We start from the raw sequence: 15,355 nt of genomic DNA, 5'->3' as shown, positions 1-15,355 counted from the left end.
CGGTCGACATCCACACCGGCGAAGTCACTGGTTCACCAGTGACTTTGACACTGAGCCACGAAAGCTTGCCGCGCTCAGCGTCAGACTTCGTTGCTCAGTGTGTCCACGGACCATCCCTCGGCGCGGGAGGGGTTGCTGAGCGGAGCCGTCGTCAGAGTCACTGGTGAACCAGTGACCTTGACACTGAGCCAAGCTTGCCGCGCTCAGCGTCAGACTCCGTGGTCCAGTGACTCGTCGGACGGGCTTCTCGGACGTGGGACCCTCCCGGGGCCGTCGAGGTCGCCCCGTCGCCGTTCGCTTGCGGACTCGGATCCCGGTCGGGCTCTGCGGCGGTGCCGATCCTACGGAGAACGAACGAACGGCCGCGCCGACGAGATCCCCGACGACCTCAGACCGGGGGAGCAGGGGTGGTGAAGCCGGCCTCGGCGTCGGCGGCCTCGACCTCCTCGCGGCTGATGCCGAGCAGGTAGAGCACGGCGTCCATGTACGGCACGTTGACCGAGGTCTGCGCCTGCTCGCGCACCACGGGCTTGGCGTTGAAGGCGATGCCGAGGCCGGCTGCCGCCAGCATGTCGAGGTCGTTGGCCCCGTCGCCGATGGCGATGGTGGCGGCCACGGGGACGCCGGCGGCCTCGGCGAAGCGACGCAGCGCGGTCGCCTTGCCCTGCCGGTCGACGATCTCGCCCACGACGCGGCCGGTGAGCCGGCCGTCGACGACCTCGAGCTCGTTGGCCAGGGCGTAGTCGATGCCGAGGTCGGCGGCGAGCCGGTCGGTGAGCTGGCTGAAGCCGCCGCTGACGATGGCGAAGCGGTAGCCGAGCCGCTTGAGGGTGCGCACCGTGGTGCGCGCACCGGGGGTGAGCACGAGGTCGGCGTACACCTCGTCGAGCACCGCGGCGTCGAGGCCCTCGAGCAGCGCCACCCGGGAGCGCAGGCTCTCGGCGAAGTCGAGCTCACCGCGCATCGCCCGCTCGGTCACCTCGGCCACCTCGGCCTCGCAGCCGGCGTGCGCGGCGAGCATCTCGATGACCTCGCCCTGCACCAGGGTGGAGTCGACGTCCATGACGATGAGCCGGATGCCGTGGCGGAGCAGGCCGGCGGGCTGGACGGCCACGTCGACGCCCTGCACGGCCGCCTCGCGCGCGAGCACCTCACGGACGCCGTCGGGGTCGGCGCCCGAGACGTGCAGCTCGACGGCGGTGACGGGGTAGCGCGCCATCCGCACGATCCGGTCGATGTTGGCCCCGGAGTCGGCGATCCGTCCGGCGATCGCGGCGACGGCCGCGGGCTGCAGCGGCGTGCCGAGCACGGTGACGTGGCTGCGGCCGTCGGGCCGCGGCCGGTTGTCGCCCGAGCCCTCCTCGAGCTCCAGGGTCATGTCGAGCCGGGCCGCGACGTCCTCCACGGCCGCGCGCAGCCGGGCGGTGCTGCGGGGTGCGCTGACGAGCACGCCGAGCACGAGCCGGCGCCGCAGCACGATCTGCTCGATGTCGAGCACCTCGACCGAGAAGCCCGCCAGGGTGTCGAAGAGCAGCGAGGTCACCCCGGGCCGGTCGCGTCCCGTCAGGGTGATGAGCAGGGTGCGGGCGGGGGTCGCGCTGGGCTCCGGCACGGCACGACCCTAGGCCACCCGCGCCGGCCCGTGGCCCGGGTGCGACGCAGGTGTGACGGAGGTCCCGCTCGCCCCACGTTCACCGGAACGTGACCTCCGAGGCCTTTGTCCCGCCGTCGCGACGTGGCAACGTCGGGCCGTCGTGGTCCGCCCGTCCGCGGGGCCGGCGTGCCGACGGCCTACCTGTCGAACTCCCGGGAAGCGATGCCTCATGCCCTCAGCACGGCCCTCAGCACGGTCCCTCGTGGCCGCCGGTCTCTCCGCAGGCCTGCTCGCCAGCACCCTCACGGCGTACGCCGCTCCGGCCCAGGCGGCCCCGTCGGGCGACCGCGTCGCCAGCCAGAAGGCCCAGCCGGCCGCGAAGAAGAAGCCGAAGAAGAAGCCGGCCACCCGGGGCACCGTGCCGGTGCGCCTGATCGGCTTCAACGACCTGCACGGCAACCTCGAGCCGCCGAGCGGGTCGTCGGGCCGCGTGACGGTGCCGGGGACCCCGGCCACCACCGTCGACGCCGGCGGGGCGGCGTACCTCGCCACGCACGTGAAGCGGCTGCGCTCGGCGGCGAGGAACTCCGTGGTGGTCTCGGCGGGCGACGCCATCGGCGCGTCGCCCGTGGTCTCGGCGCTGTTCCACGACGAGCCCACCGTCGAGGTGCTCAACCGGATCGGCGTGCAGGCGATGGCGCTGGGCAACCACGAGCTCGACGAGGGCTACGCCGAGCTGCAGCGGATCCAGAACGGGGGGTGCCACCCGGTGGACGGGTGCGACTTCAACTCCTACTACGACGGCACCGACTTCCCGATCCTCGGCGCCAACGTCACCAAGTCCAGCGGCCGGGCGGCCCTGCTGCCCTCGCGGGTGGTGCGCTCGGGCGGCATGCGCGTCGGCATCATCGGCGTCACGCTGCGGGGCCTGCCCGACGTCGTCGCGCGCGAGGGCATCCGCGGCCTCGAGTTCGGCGACGAGGTCGCCGCCGTCAACCGCACCTCGGCGGCGCTGCAGCGCCAGGGCGTCAAGGCGCAGGTCGTGCTCGTGCACCAGGGTGACGACGTGGCCGACGCCAGCACCGGGCCCAACGCGTGCAGCCTCAAGGCCGGCGGCCCCGCCACGGCGATCGCCACGAGGTCGACGTCACGCGTGGACGCCTTCATGACCGCGCACTCGCACCAGGGCTACAACTGCGTCGTCACCGACCCGGCGGGTCGCAAGCGCCCGATGATCCAGGGCCTGTCCTTCGGCCGCCTGCTGTCGGTCGTCGACCTGCGCATCGACCGCCGCACCAAGGACGTGGTGCGCTCCGCCACCCGCGCCACGAACGAGGTCGTGACCCGGACCGTCACTCCCGACGCCGCCGTCACCCGCATCATCGACCAGGCCAAGGAGCTCGCCGCCCCGCTGGCGAACCGTCCGGTCGGCGACGTCACCGCCGACATCACCCGCACCCCGGCCCCGTCGGGGGAGACGCCCCTCGGCAATGTCATCGCCGACGCCCAGCTCGCGGCCACGCAGGGGGCCGGGGCGCAGGTCGCCCTGATGAACCCCGGCGGCGTGCGCGCCGACCTCCAGTACGCCGGCTCGCCGGCCGGCGAGGGCGACGGCGTCGTCACCTACGGCGAGGCCTTCTCGGTGCAGCCCTTCGGCAACGTCCTGCAGACCGTGACCCTCACGGGCGCCCAGCTCAAGGCCGTGCTCGAGCAGCAGTTCGAGGTCAACCGGGTGCTCCAGCCGTCGTCGACGCTGACCTACAGCTACTCGACGACCGCACCGGTCGGGTCCAAGGTGTCGGGCATCCAGATCGCCGGCACCGCCGTCGACCCCGCCGCGTCCTACCGGGTGACCATCAACAACTTCCTCTCGGCCGGCGGTGACGGCTTCACGACGCTGACCGCCGGCACCAGCACGACCGGTGGCGAGGTCGACCTCGACGCGTTCATCGACTACCTGGCCGACGCCTCGCCCGCCGTGGCGCCGGCGCCGACCAACCGCATCACCGTGCTGCCCTGACCCCAGCAGCCGCTCGTACGACGGGCCCCCACCGTGCCGCGGTGGGGGCCCGTCGGTCGTCGAGGAGCCTCAGGACCGACCGGTGCAGGCGCCGACGAGGGCGTGGCGGGCGGCGCGGTCAAGGTGGCCGAGGGCGGTGCGACGGGCGTTGGCCTCGAGGGCGGTGACGGAGCCACCGTCGTCGCCGCTCGCGAGGTGGACGATCTCGAGGCACAGCACCGCCCGCTCGAGGGTCTCGCGGCGCCGGTCGTCGATGCCCGGCGGCAGCCGCAGCGGGGCGCGGTGGCGCAGGTTCATCAGCAGGTCGGGCACCTCGGGGCCCCACGAGGCGACGTCGAGCTCGACCAGCCTCGTGGTCACCTCGGTCAGGGCGAGCCGGAGCGCGCGGGCGGTCTCACGCTCGTCGACGTACGGCGCCCGGCCCGCGGGCAGCGCGCGCCACACGACGGTGCGGGCGTCGTCCTCCGGCACCAGGGCCACGCCGCCGCAGACGACGGCCTCGCCCGCCTCGAGGGCGGCGCGGCTGGTGGCCGCGGGCCCGCCGAGCCCGACGGGGTCGCCGGGTGCGGGCAGCGCCAGCGACAGCGGCCCGGCCAGGGTCAGGGGCAGCGCGACGAGCTCCAGCACGTCGGTGTCGGCCCCGGGCGACCCCGCCGCGACGCGGGCACCCACCACCAGGTGACGGGGGTCGTCGCCGCGCACCGCGTCGGCGAGCTCGTCGGGCCCGACGAGGCCCGCGCGCACGGCGTCGAGCCACAGCGCGAGGGTCGCGGACAGGGGCAGGGCGCTCACGTCGCAGCAGCCTAGGACGGGGTGGGCCCCGACCCCCTCCGGGGCCGGTGCGCCGGTTAGGTTGGGCCGCATGAGCGCCGTCGTGGAGCTGGCCGGGGTCACCGTGCGACGCGGGGAGTCGCTGCTGCTCGACGGCGTCGACTGGAGCGTCGAGGAGGACGAGCGCTGGGTCGTGCTCGGCCCCAACGGCGCCGGCAAGACCACCCTGATGCAGCTCGTCTCGGCGCAGGTCCACCCGACCTCGGGCGTCGTCGGCCTGCTCGGCGAGGTCGTCGGCACCGTCGACGTGTTCGAGCTGCGCCCCCGGATCGGCTGGACCTCGGCCGCGGTGGCCGAGCGGATCCCCCCGCACGAGGTCGTCAGCGACGTCGTCGTGTCCGCGTCGTACGGCGTGGTGGGGCGCTGGCGCGAGGCCTACGACGACCTCGACCACGCCCGGGCCGCCGAGCTGCTCGCCGAGGTCGGCGCGGGCGCGCTCGCCCGGCGCACGTTCGGCACCCTGAGCGAGGGCGAGCGCAAGCGGGTGCAGATCGCCCGCGCCCTGATGACCGACCCCGAGCTGCTGTTGCTCGACGAGCCGGCGGCCGGCCTCGACCTCGGTGGCCGCGAGGACCTCGTGCAGACCCTGTCGGCGCTCGCCCAGGACCCCGACAGCCCCGCCACCGTGCTGGTCTCGCACCACGTCGAGGAGATCCCGCCCGGCTTCACCCACGGCCTCGTCCTGCGCGGCGGTCGGGTCGTGGCCGCGGGCCTGCTCGACGAGGTCATGACCGACGCCGTGCTCTCCGACGCCTTCGGGCTGCCGCTGGCGGTCCGCTCCGAGGCCGGGCGCTGGTCGGCGCGGCGCGCCTGAGCGAGGTCCCCGACACGGCCCGTCGCCGTGGTGCGGACGGCTAGGGTCGCGCCATGGAGTGGTGGCAGGACCTCACCGACTGGCTGGGCGACAACGCCTGGGCCGGCTGGGTCGCCCTGGCCGCCGTGCTCGGCGGCCTCGAGATGATCGGCACCGACCTGTGGCTGGTGATGCTGGCCGGGGGTGCCCTGGGTGGCGCCGTGGCCGCGGGGCTCAACGCGCCCTTCCTGCTGCAGCTGGGGCTCTTCACGATCACCTCGGTGGCGCTGATGGCCCTCGTGCGGCCCAGCGTCGTCAAGCGCATCCACACCGCCCCGACGCTGCGCACCGGCCACCAGAACCTCATCGGCCAGCGCGGCACCGTCGTCGTGGCCATCGAGGGCGCCGGGCCGGGCCGGGTGAAGGTCGACGGCCAGGAGTGGTCGGCGCGCTCCTACGACGAGGACGACTCCATCGAGGTCGGTGCTCGCGTCGACGTCGTGATGATCGAGGGTGCCACCGCCTTCGTGCTGCGCACGCACACGCTCGAGGCCTGACCGGCCCCGGCCGCACACATCCGGGGGAGCGCACGTGGTCGAGCTGCTGACCGCCGTCACCGTCGGAGTCGTGGCCGTGGCGGTCGCCCTGGCGAAGGCGGTCGTGCGGGTCCCGGCGGGCCACGTCGGGCTGGTGGAGCGGCGCGGCCGCCACCGACGGACGCTGCCGGAGGGCACCCACCTCGTCGTCCCGTTCCTCGACCTCGTGCCGCGCACCGTCGACCTGCGCGAGCAGACCCTGCCGCTGCGGTCCGTGCCGATCGTCGCCGGCGACGACGTGCTGCTCCACCTCGACCTCGACGTGTGCTTCACCGTCACCGACCCGGTGCTGGCCACGCACGAGGTGCTCGACGTGCGCCTCGGCCTGGAGCGGCTCGCGACGCTGGCGGCCCGCGACGTGGTCGGCTCGTGGGAGAGCGAGGAGGCCCTGGCCTCGCGAGGCCGCCTCGGCCACCTGCTGCGCGGCGAGCTGATAGCCAAGCCAAGGCGGTGGGGTGTCGAGGTGAGGGCCGCCGACGTCGTGGCACTCGCCCGAGCGGGCGGCACCTGACCCCGGGGCCGCCGCCCCCGCGTCGTACCGCGGCGGTGTCGGGGGCCGTCGGTAGGGTCGGTGCACACAGCGGTGGCTCCTGCCACCGCGAGAGCCGAGGGGGTTGGCTGACGTGACGGGTCTGACCATCGTGCTGCTGGTGCTGGCGGTCTTCGCCGCGCTGCTGCTCTTCAAGTCCGTGCAGATCGTGCCGCAGTCGCGGGTCGGGATCGTGGAGCGCCTGGGCAAGTACCAGCGCACCCTCACCGAGGGGCCCAACCTGATCGTCCCGTTCGTCGACAAGGTGCGCTACAAGATCGACCTGCGCGAGCAGGTCGTGTCGTTCCCGCCGGTGCAGGTCATCACCGAGGACAACCTCGGCGTCGACATCGACACCGTCATCTACTTCACCGTGACCAACCCCGTGTCGGCGACCTACGAGATCGTCGACTACATCAAGGGCGTCGAGCAGCTCACCATCACCACCACCCGCAACATCGTCGGTGGCATGGACCTCGAGGAGACGCTGACCTCCCGCGACCGCATCAACCGCGAGCTGTCGCAGGTGCTCGACGAGGCCACCGGTCGCTGGGGCATCAAGGTCAACCGGGTCGAGATCAAGGCGATCGACCCGCCGCCGTCGATCAAGGACTCGATGGAGAAGCAGATGCGCGCCGACCGCGACAAGCGCGCCGCCATCCTCACCGCCGAGGGCTCGCGGCAGTCGGCCATCTTGTCGGCCGAGGGCCAGAAGCAGGCGGCGATCCTGTCGGCGGAGGGCGACCGCGAGTCGCAGATCCTGCGCGCCCAGGCCGACCGCGAGGCCGCGATCCTGCGTGCCCAGGGTGAGGGCCAGGCCATCCAGACGGTCTTCCAGGCCATCCACGACGGGCAGCCCGACCAGTCGCTGCTGGCCTACCAGTACCTCCAGATGATGCCCAAGATCGCCGAGGGCTCCGCCAACAAGGTGTGGGTCGTGCCGTCCGAGATCACCAAGGCGCTCGAGGGACTCGGCTCCTCGATCCACCAGGTCGCGGGCATCCCGCTCAAGACCGACGGCCCGCGCACGCGGGTCGACATGGGCTCCAGTGACGTCGAGCTGCCGGCCACCGGTGGGTCGAAGGCCTCCGACGCGGTGCAGGAGGCCCTGGCCGCGGCCGAGGAGGCCGAGCCGGGCTCCAGCGGCACGTCGACGACCAGCGCTGCGGTGCCGCCCGCCTCGGCGGTCGACGCCCCGGCCGACGTCCCGAGCGAGCAGCCGGGCGACCAGCCCACCGGGTGAGGCCCGCGACGCCTCGGGCACAGTAGGCGCCCGTGGAGGTCTGGGAGGCACTGCTCGTGACCCTCGCCGGAGTGGCGGCGGGCACCATCAACACCGTGGTCGGGTCGGGCACGCTCATCACGTTCCCGACCCTGCTGGCGTTCGGCGTGCCACCGGTGACCGCCAACGTCTCCAACACCATCGGTCTGGTGCCCGGCTCGGTGTCGGGGGCGATCGGCTACCGCAAGGAGCTGCGCGGCCAGCGGCGACGGGTGCTCGTGCTCGGCACCGCCTCGCTCATCGGCGGCGTCGGCGGGGCGCTGCTGCTCCTGGTGCTGCCCTCCGCGGCCTTCGACGCCGTGGTCCCCGTGCTGATCGTGCTCGGCTGCGTGCTGGTCGTGACCGGCCCGCGCATCCAGCGCCGCGTGGCGGCCCGGGCCGAGGCCCGCGGCGGTCTGCGCGAGACGGGGGCGTGGTGGGTCTGGCCCTGCGTCGCGCTCGCCGGCGTGTACGGCGGCTACTTCGGCGCCGCGCAGGGCGTGCTGCTGATGGCGGTCCTCGGCATCGGGGTCGCCGACACCATGCAGCGGCACAACGCCACCAAGAACGTGCTCGCCGGCCTCGTCAACGGGATCGCTGCGGTGATCTTCATCGTGCTGTCGCTCGTGCCGGTGCCGGGCCTCGAGGACGCCGTCGGGAGCGTCGACTGGCGCTACGCCGGCCTCATCGCCCTCGGCTCGGTGGTCGGCGGCCAGGTCGGCGCCACCGTGGGTCGCCGACTGCCCCCGGTCGTGCTCCGCGGCGTCATCGTCGCGGTCGGCGTGGTCGCCGTGGTGGCGTTCGTGTGGGGCGGCTGAGCAACCGCCCGGGGCTGGCCGGCACCCACCCGGGGTAGTGGTGCGGCATGAGCAGCGACGAGAGCAGCAGCCGACCCGAGCAGGCACCCGAACCCGAGCACGACCCCGTCACCCCGGCCCGCACCGAACCCGATCCCGAGCGGGAGGGCGAGCCCGACAAGCGCGCCGAGGCCGACCGTCCGACCGGTGACGACGAGGTGGGAGCCTGAGCGTCGCCACCCGGCGATGAGTCCCGGCCCGACGGGTGGTCGAACCCCCGCACGGCCCGTTCGACATCCCCGAGCCCAGGAGGCCCGTCATGACCCGTCTCGTCCTCACCACGTTCGTCTCCCTCGACGGCGTCATGGAGGCGCCTGGCGGCGGGGACCACCCGTACGCCGGCTGGACGTTCAAGGACGTCGCGTTCGACGAGGCGGCGTACGAGATCAAGGGTCGCGAGATGGAGACCACCGGTGCGCTGCTGCTCGGCCGCCGCAGCTACGACGAGTTCGCGCCGGTGTGGCCGACGATGGAGGAGTTCGCGACCTACAACGCGATGCCCAAGTACGTCGTCTCCAGCACGCTGCGCGACCCCGAGTGGGAGAACACCACCGTGCTCGGGTCGCTCGACGAGGTGGCGGGCCTCAAGGAGTCCGGCAGCATCGACGGCGACATCGCCGTGCACGGCAGCGCGACGCTGGCGCAGGGCCTGCTGGCCGCGGGGCTGGTCGACCGGCTCCACCTGCTGGTCTTCCCGGTCGTGCTCGGCGCGGGCCGTCGGCTCTTCGACACCGAGGGCACGGCGAAGCACCGCTTCGCCCTCGCCGAGCACGCGGCGTACGACAACGGCGTCACGCTGCAGGTGTACGACGCGCTGCGCGACTGAGGCGGCGACGTCAGCGCAACGACGCCGCCAACGACCGCGCCGCGTCGCCCAGCAGCGGCACGGCGCGGTCGACCAGCTCGTCGGTGACCCGCGGCGCGGGCCCGGACACCGACAGGCCGAGGGGGAGCGGGGTGCCGGGCACGGCGACGGCCACGCACCGCACGCCGACCTCCTGCTCCTCCTCGTCGAGCGCGTAGCCGCGCTCGCGCACGGCCTCGAGCTCGGCCAGGAGGGTCGGGAGCGTGGTGAGGCTGTGGGCGGTGCGGGCCGCCAGCCCGGTGCGACCCACCAGCTCCGCCACCTGCTGCTCGGGCAGCCGCGCCAGCAGCGCCTTGCCGACCGCGGTGCAGTGCGGGGCGACCCGGCGCCCGACCTCGGTGAACATGCGCATCGCGTGGCGACCGGGCACCTGGGCCACGTAGGCCACCTCGTCGCCGTCGAGGACGGCGAGGTTGGCGCTCTCGCCGAGCGCGTCGACGAGCCCACGCAGGGTCGACTCCGCCGCGGGACCCACCCCGACCACGGCGCCCGAGACGCTGCCGAGCGGCACGAGGGCCAGCCCGAGGGCGTAGCGCCGGTCGCGCAGCTGCCGCACGTAGCCGCGCTCGAGGAGCGTGCGCAGCAACCGGTGCACCGTCGGCAGCGCGAGCCCGGTCTCGGAGGCCAGGTCGGCCACCCCCGCCGTGCCCCCGCGCGCCGCGAGGAGCTCGAGCAGGTCGAGCGCGCGGTGCAGCGAACGCACGCCTCCGGACCGGGGCGAGTCGGAAGCGTCGTCGCTGGGCACTGGCCACTCCTCGGGGTGACGGTTGACACACCGCGACGTCGTCACGGTAGTTTTCCACTGTTACGTCCGATGTTTCCACGATGCGGAATCCCGCGCAAGGAGCGACATGCCTGGACCCGATGCGACCGTCGAGACCGCAGGACTGCAGGTCGCCGCACCGCTGCACCGCTTCGTCGAGGAGGAGGCGCTGCCCGGCAGCGGCCTCGACCCGGAGGCGTTCTGGAGCGGCCTCGCGGCGATCGTGGCCGACCTCGCGCCGCGCACCCGCGATCTGCTGGGTGAGCGCGACCGCATCCAGGCCGTGCTCGACGACTGGCACCGCGAGCACCCGGGCCAGCCCGACCCCGAGACCTACCAGGCGTTCCTGCGCGAGCTCGGCTACCTGCTCGACGAGCCCGAGCACGTGCAGGTCACCACCGACGGGGTCGACGACGAGGTCGCGGCCGTGCCCGGCCCGCAGCTGGTCGTGCCGCTGCTCAACGCGCGGTTCGCCACCAACGCCGTCAACGCGCGCTGGGGCTCGTTGTACGACGCGCTCTACGGCTCCGACGTGGTGCCCACCGACGGCGACCTCGCGCCCGGCGACTCCTACAACCGCACTCGCGGCGACGAGGTCATCAAGCGGGGGCGGGCGCTGCTCGACGAGCACTTCCCGCTCGCCGACGGGTCCCACGCCGACGCCACGTCGTACGCCGTCGACGACGAGGGGCTCGCGGTGACCCTCGCCGACGGCACCGCCCGGCTGGCCGACGCGGGCCAGCTCGTCGGCTTCCGCGGCGACCGCTCGGCACCCGAGGCCGTCGTGCTGGTCCACCACGGGCTGCACGTCGAGATCCAGGTCGACGCCGACGACGCGATCGGCTCGACCGACGCCGCCGGGGTCAAGGACCTCCTGGTCGAGTCGGCCGTCTCGACGATCATGGACCTCGAGGACTCCGTCGCGGCCGTCGACGCCGACGACAAGGTGCTGGGCTACCGCAACTGGTTGCACCTCATGGACGGCTCGCTGTCGGAGCAGGTCACCAAGGGGGAGCAGACCTTCACCCGCGAGATGCACGACGACCGCGAGTGCACCGCTCCCGACGGCAGCACGGTCACGCTGCGCGGGCGCTCGCTGCTGTTCATCCGCCAGGTCGGCCACCTCATGACCACCGACGCGGTCCTCGACGCCGAGGGCCGTGAGGTGCCCGAGGGCCTGCTCGACGCGGTGATGACCGGCCTCGGCAGCCTCGCCGACGTGCAGGGCCGCACCTCGCGCCCCAACTCGCGCACCGGCGCCGTCTACGTGGTCAAGCCCAAGATGCACGGCCCGGCCGAGGTGGCGCTCGCCGTCGAGCTGTTCACCCGCGTCGAGGAGCTGCTGGGCCTGCCCGCGCGCACGATCAAGATGGGGATCATGGACGAGGAGCGGCGTACGTCGCTCAACCTCAAGGCCTGCATCGCCGAGGCGGCCGACCGCGTGGTCTTCATCAACACCGGCTTCCTCGACCGCACCGGCGACGACATCCACACCTCCATGCAGGCTGGGCCGGTCGTGCGCAAGGGCGCCATGAAGCAGACCGACTGGATCGCGGCCTACGAGGACCTCAACGTCGACATCGGCCTCGAGTGCGGCCTGCTGGGCCGGGCCCAGATCGGCAAGGGCATGTGGCCCGCGCCCGACAGCCTCGCCGACATGTACGAGCAGAAGAGCGGCCACCCGCAGGCCGGCGCCACATGCGCCTGGGTGCCGTCGCCGACCGCGGCCACGATCCACGCGCTGCACTACCACCAGGTCGACGTGCGCGCCCGCCAGGAGGAGCTGGCCCGCGGGGGTCGGCGCCGCGACCGCGAGCAGCTGCTCGTGCTGCCGCTCGGCGACGCGGCCGAGTGGTCCGACGACGACCGCCAGCAGGAGATCGACAACAACCTGCAGAGCCTGCTCGGCTACGTCGTGCGGTGGGTCGACGCGGGCGTCGGCTGCTCCAAGGTGCCCGACATCACCGGCGAGGCGCTGATGGAGGACCGGGCGACCTGCCGGATCAGCGCGCAGCACGTCGCCAACTGGCTGCACCACGGCGTGGTCGGGGCCGACCAGGTCGAGCAGACGCTGCGCCGCATGGCCGAGGTCGTCGACGAGCAGAACAGCGGCGACGCGTCGTACGTCGCCATGGCCCCGGGCTTCGACGGCGAGGCCTTCCAGGCGGCCCACGACCTCGTCTTCGAGGGGCTCGCGCAGCCCTCGGGCTACACCGAGCCGATCCTGCACCGTCGCCGGGCGGAGAAGAAGGCACGCGACCAGAAGGAGGCGCAGGCATGAGCCTGGACCTGGAGACCGCCCGTTCCATCGTCGCGGCGGCCCGCGCCCACGGTGCCGAGGCGGGGTTCAAGCCGCTGACCGTCGTGGTCCTCGACCCCGGCGGTCACGTCCTCGCCGTCGAGCGCGAGGACGGCTCGTCGATCGGTCGCTTCGACGTCGCCCGCGGCAAGGCCCACGGGGCCCTGGCGCTCGGCATGGGCTCGCGCTCGATCATGGGCCGCGCCGAGCAGCAGGCCTACTTCGTGCTCGCCGCCGCCCAGGCGGTCGGCGGCTCGCTGGTGCCGGTGCCCGGCGGGGTGCTGGTGCGCGATGCGTCCGGCGACCTGCTCGGCGCCGTCGGCATCAGCGGCGACACCTCCGACAACGACGAGGCCGCGGCCGCGGCCGGCGTCGAGGCCGCCGGTCTCACGGCGCAGGTCGACTGATGGCCACCACCGCTCCCGCCGCGCCCTCCCAGGACACCGCCGGCATCCGGGCGGTGACCGAGGCGGTGCGCCGCGTCGTCCCCGACGAGGGCGTCATCAGCGACCGCACCCGGCTGCGCACCTACGAGTGCGACGGCCTGGCCCACCACCGGGTCACCCCGGCGCTGGTCGTCATCCCCGAGGACGCCGACCAGCTCGCCGCCGTCGTGCGTGCCTGCGCCGAGCACCGGGTGCCGTACGTCGCCCGCGGCTCCGGCACCGGGCTCTCGGGCGGGGCGTTGCCGCACGCCGAGGGCGTGCTGGTGGTGACGTCGCGGATGCGGGCCATCACCGAGGTACGCCGCGCCGACCAGCGCGCCGTCGTCGAGCCCGGGGTGATCAACCTCGACGTGACCCGGGCCGCGACCCCCGAGGGCTACTACTTCGCCCCCGACCCCTCGAGCCAGCAGATCTGCTCGATCGGCGGCAACGTCGCCGAGAACTCCGGCGGCGCGCACTGCCTGAAGTACGGCTTCACCGCCCACCACGTGCTCGCGGCCGACTTCGTCGCCCCCGACGGCGAGCACGTCCGGCTCGGGACCGACGCGCCCGACGCACCGGGCTACGACCTGCTCGGCGCCGTCATCGGTTCCGAGGGCACCCTCGGCGTCGTCACCTCCGTCACGGTCAAGCTGACCCGGCTGCCCCAGGAGGTGCGCACGCTGCTGGTCGGCTTCCCCAGCACCGACCAGGCGGGCGCGGCGACGTCGGCCATCATCGCGACCGGCATCGTGCCCGCGGCCATCGAGATGATGGACGAGCTCGCCATCGAGGCCGCCGAGGCGGCCACGGCCTGCGGCTACCCCGAGGGCGCCGGCGCGGTGCTCGTCATCGAGCTCGACGGCTCGGTGCACGACGTCGAGGCGGAGTTCGACGACGTCGAGCGGCTGTGCGGCGAGCACGGCTCCTTCGAGCAGCGGCTCGCCACCGACCCGACCGACCGCGCGCTGATCTGGAAGGGCCGCAAGTCGGCCTTCGCAGCGGTCGGCCGCATCAGCCCCGACTACATCGTCCAGGACGGCGTCATCCCCCGCACGGCGCTCGGGGAGGTGCTCGGCGAGATCGCCGAGCTCTCCCGCAGCTCGGGGGTCCGGGTCGCCAACGTCTTCCACGCCGGCGACGGCAACCTGCACCCGCTGGTGCTGTTCGACGACAGCGTCGAGGGTGCGGGCGACGCCGCCGAGCAGGTCAGCGGCGCGATCCTCGACCTGTGCATCAAGCACGGCGGCTCGATCACCGGTGAGCACGGCGTCGGCACCGACAAGTCCAAGTACATGCCGCGGATGTACTCCGACGACGACCTCGACACCATGCAGCTGGTGCGGTGCGCCTTCGACCCGCACGGCATCTCCAACCCGGGCAAGCTCTTCCCGACCCCGCGGCTGTGCGGCGAGATCCCCGGGCGCCACAAGGGCGCGCATCCGCTGCAGGACGCCGGCGTGGCGGAGGTGTTCTGAGATGGGCGTCGACGACAGCGCCCGGGCCGCGCTCGTTTCGGCCTGCGAGCGGGTCGGTGAGCTCGCCGACGACGCCGTGGGCGTCGACGGCGTCCGACCCGCGATCGTGGCCGGACCGACCGACGTGGGCCAGGTCGCCGAGGTCATGCGGGCCTGCCAGGCCCACGATCTCGCGGTCGTCGCCCGGGGCCGGGGCACCAAGCTGTCGTGGGGCCGGGCGCCCGAGCGCTGCGACGTGCTGCTCGACCTGTCGGCGCTCGACCAGGTGCTCGACCACGCGGCGGGCGACCTCATCGTCGCCGCCCAGGCCGGCGCGACGCTGGCCGGCGTGCAGGAGGTCGTCGCGAAGGGCGACCAGCGGCTGTGCCTCGACGAGACCGTGAGGGGCGGCACCATCGGCGGCGCCCTGGCCACCAACGCCAGCGGGCCCCGTCGCGTGCTCGCCGGCACCCCACGCGACCTGCTGATCGGGATCACCGTCGTGCGCGCCGACGGCGTCGTCGCCAAGGCCGGCGGTCGCGTCGTCAAGAACGTCGCCGGCTACGACCTCGGCAAGCTCGTCGTCGGGTCCTACGGCACCCTCGCCGTCGTCGTCGACGCCACCTTCCGGCTCCACCCCCTGCCCGCCGCCTCGCGGTGGGTCGGGGTCGAGGTGCCCGACGCCACCGCGGCCCAGACCGCCGCGCAGGCCGCCGTGCACAGCCAGGTGGTGCCCGCGGCCGTCGAGGTCGAGTGGTCGCGCGACACCAAGCGGGTCTCCGTGCTCCTCGAGGGCCGGCCCGACGGCGTCGAGGGCCGTGCCGCGGAGCTCCGCGAGCTGCTCGGACGCGGGGCCGCCGACCTCGACGGGCCCCCGGCCGAGGGGTCGACGTACCCCTGGACCGAGGGGGCGGGCGAGACCGCTCTCAAGCTCACCTGCGTGCTCTCCGGCGTCGGCGAGGTGCTCGCCGAGGCCGAGCGGGTCGGCGCCCACGTGCGCGGCTCCGCCGGCGCGGGCGCGCTGTACGCCGCCCTGCCCGCCGGCACCGCCCCGCCCGACGCCGC

The 15,355-nt window shown here is 73.9% G+C and carries 15 protein-coding genes; 12 read left to right on the top strand and 3 right to left on the bottom strand.

Annotation, left to right across the window (positions count from 1 at the left end):
• Positions 1-388: 388 nt before the first annotated feature.
• Complete coding sequence (gene serB / locus ACYU8I_RS13960; protein ID WP_460841860.1) at positions 389-1,612, bottom strand: phosphoserine phosphatase SerB; 1,224 nt, start codon at positions 1,610-1,612, stop codon at positions 389-391.
• A 244-nt stretch (positions 1,613-1,856) separates the two neighbouring features.
• Between serB and ACYU8I_RS13955 the strand changes: the two genes are divergently transcribed.
• Positions 1,857-3,614 carry a bifunctional metallophosphatase/5'-nucleotidase gene (locus ACYU8I_RS13955; protein WP_460841859.1) on the top strand — a complete coding sequence of 586 codons (1,758 nt, stop codon included), beginning with the start codon at positions 1,857-1,859 and terminating at the stop codon, positions 3,612-3,614.
• Positions 3,615-3,683: 69 nt separating this feature from the next.
• On the opposite strand, the gene ACYU8I_RS13950 is transcribed toward ACYU8I_RS13955, so the two are convergent.
• Positions 3,684-4,406 (bottom strand): hypothetical protein, encoded by a 723-nt coding sequence (locus ACYU8I_RS13950; protein WP_460841857.1) that lies wholly within the window; start codon positions 4,404-4,406, stop codon positions 3,684-3,686.
• A 70-nt stretch (positions 4,407-4,476) separates the two neighbouring features.
• On the opposite strand from ACYU8I_RS13950, the gene ACYU8I_RS13945 reads away from it, so the two are divergent.
• The 7 genes from ACYU8I_RS13945 (at position 4,477) to ACYU8I_RS13915 (ending at position 9,307) form a co-directional block, all read left to right on the top strand.
• Positions 4,477-5,259 (top strand): ABC transporter ATP-binding protein, encoded by a 783-nt coding sequence (locus ACYU8I_RS13945; protein ID WP_460841855.1) that lies wholly within the window; start codon positions 4,477-4,479, stop codon positions 5,257-5,259.
• A 53-nt stretch (positions 5,260-5,312) separates the two neighbouring features.
• The gene (locus tag ACYU8I_RS13940) at positions 5,313-5,795 is read left to right on the top strand and encodes an NfeD family protein (protein ID WP_460841853.1); all 483 of its coding nucleotides are present in this window, start codon (positions 5,313-5,315) and stop codon (positions 5,793-5,795) included.
• A 34-nt stretch (positions 5,796-5,829) separates the two neighbouring features.
• On the top strand, positions 5,830-6,345 hold the full coding sequence (locus ACYU8I_RS13935; protein WP_460841851.1) for an SPFH domain-containing protein: 516 nt from the start codon (positions 5,830-5,832) through the stop codon (positions 6,343-6,345).
• Between the two features lie 112 nt (positions 6,346-6,457).
• Positions 6,458-7,606, top strand: coding sequence for an SPFH domain-containing protein (locus ACYU8I_RS13930; RefSeq protein WP_460841849.1), 1,149 nt, complete (start codon positions 6,458-6,460; stop codon positions 7,604-7,606).
• Positions 7,607-7,638: 32 nt separating this feature from the next.
• A complete protein-coding gene (locus ACYU8I_RS13925; protein ID WP_460841847.1) occupies positions 7,639-8,442 on the top strand; it encodes a sulfite exporter TauE/SafE family protein in 804 nt (267 codons plus the stop codon).
• A gap of 47 nt (positions 8,443-8,489) precedes the next feature.
• Positions 8,490-8,651 (top strand): hypothetical protein, encoded by a 162-nt coding sequence (locus ACYU8I_RS13920; RefSeq protein WP_460841845.1) that lies wholly within the window; start codon positions 8,490-8,492, stop codon positions 8,649-8,651.
• An 89-nt stretch (positions 8,652-8,740) separates the two neighbouring features.
• Complete coding sequence (locus ACYU8I_RS13915) at positions 8,741-9,307, top strand: dihydrofolate reductase family protein (RefSeq protein ID WP_460841842.1); 567 nt, start codon at positions 8,741-8,743, stop codon at positions 9,305-9,307.
• Positions 9,308-9,317: 10 nt separating this feature from the next.
• On the opposite strand, the gene ACYU8I_RS13910 is transcribed toward ACYU8I_RS13915, so the two are convergent.
• Complete coding sequence (locus ACYU8I_RS13910; protein ID WP_460841839.1) at positions 9,318-10,091, bottom strand: IclR family transcriptional regulator; 774 nt, start codon at positions 10,089-10,091, stop codon at positions 9,318-9,320.
• A 106-nt stretch (positions 10,092-10,197) separates the two neighbouring features.
• Between ACYU8I_RS13910 and ACYU8I_RS13905 the strand changes: the two genes are divergently transcribed.
• From ACYU8I_RS13905 to ACYU8I_RS13890, 4 genes are all read left to right on the top strand, one after another.
• Positions 10,198-12,390: a malate synthase G gene (locus ACYU8I_RS13905; RefSeq protein ID WP_460841837.1), complete on the top strand. Its 2,193-nt coding sequence runs from the start codon at positions 10,198-10,200 to the stop codon at positions 12,388-12,390.
• Positions 12,387-12,815, top strand: a complete 429-nt coding sequence (locus ACYU8I_RS13900; protein WP_460841835.1) for a GlcG/HbpS family heme-binding protein — start codon at positions 12,387-12,389, stop codon at positions 12,813-12,815. The genes ACYU8I_RS13905 and ACYU8I_RS13900 overlap by 4 nt, the downstream gene beginning before the upstream one ends.
• Positions 12,815-14,311 (top strand): FAD-linked oxidase C-terminal domain-containing protein, encoded by a 1,497-nt coding sequence (locus ACYU8I_RS13895; protein WP_460841833.1) that lies wholly within the window; start codon positions 12,815-12,817, stop codon positions 14,309-14,311. The genes ACYU8I_RS13900 and ACYU8I_RS13895 overlap by 1 nt, the downstream gene beginning before the upstream one ends.
• Position 14,312: 1 nt before the next feature.
• Positions 14,313-15,355 (top strand): FAD-binding oxidoreductase (locus tag ACYU8I_RS13890; RefSeq protein ID WP_460841830.1); only part of this gene is annotated, 1,043 nt, incomplete at its 3' end.

The organism is Nocardioides marmoraquaticus (genome assembly GCF_054777915.1).
This window is presented reverse-complemented; position numbering and strand designations above follow the sequence as displayed.

Coding starts and splice junctions, on each gene's coding strand:
- ACYU8I_RS13945 (WP_460841855.1), top strand. CDS start 4,477: ATGAGCGCCGTCGTGGAGCTGGCCGGGGTCACCGTGCGACGCGGGGAG.
- ACYU8I_RS13940 (WP_460841853.1), top strand. CDS start 5,313: ATGGAGTGGTGGCAGGACCTCACCGACTGGCTGGGCGACAACGCCTGG.
- ACYU8I_RS13920 (WP_460841845.1), top strand. CDS start 8,490: ATGAGCAGCGACGAGAGCAGCAGCCGACCCGAGCAGGCACCCGAACCC.
- ACYU8I_RS13915 (WP_460841842.1), top strand. CDS start 8,741: ATGACCCGTCTCGTCCTCACCACGTTCGTCTCCCTCGACGGCGTCATG.
- ACYU8I_RS13905 (WP_460841837.1), top strand. CDS start 10,198: ATGCCTGGACCCGATGCGACCGTCGAGACCGCAGGACTGCAGGTCGCC.
- ACYU8I_RS13900 (WP_460841835.1), top strand. CDS start 12,387: ATGAGCCTGGACCTGGAGACCGCCCGTTCCATCGTCGCGGCGGCCCGC.
- ACYU8I_RS13895 (WP_460841833.1), top strand. CDS start 12,815: ATGGCCACCACCGCTCCCGCCGCGCCCTCCCAGGACACCGCCGGCATC.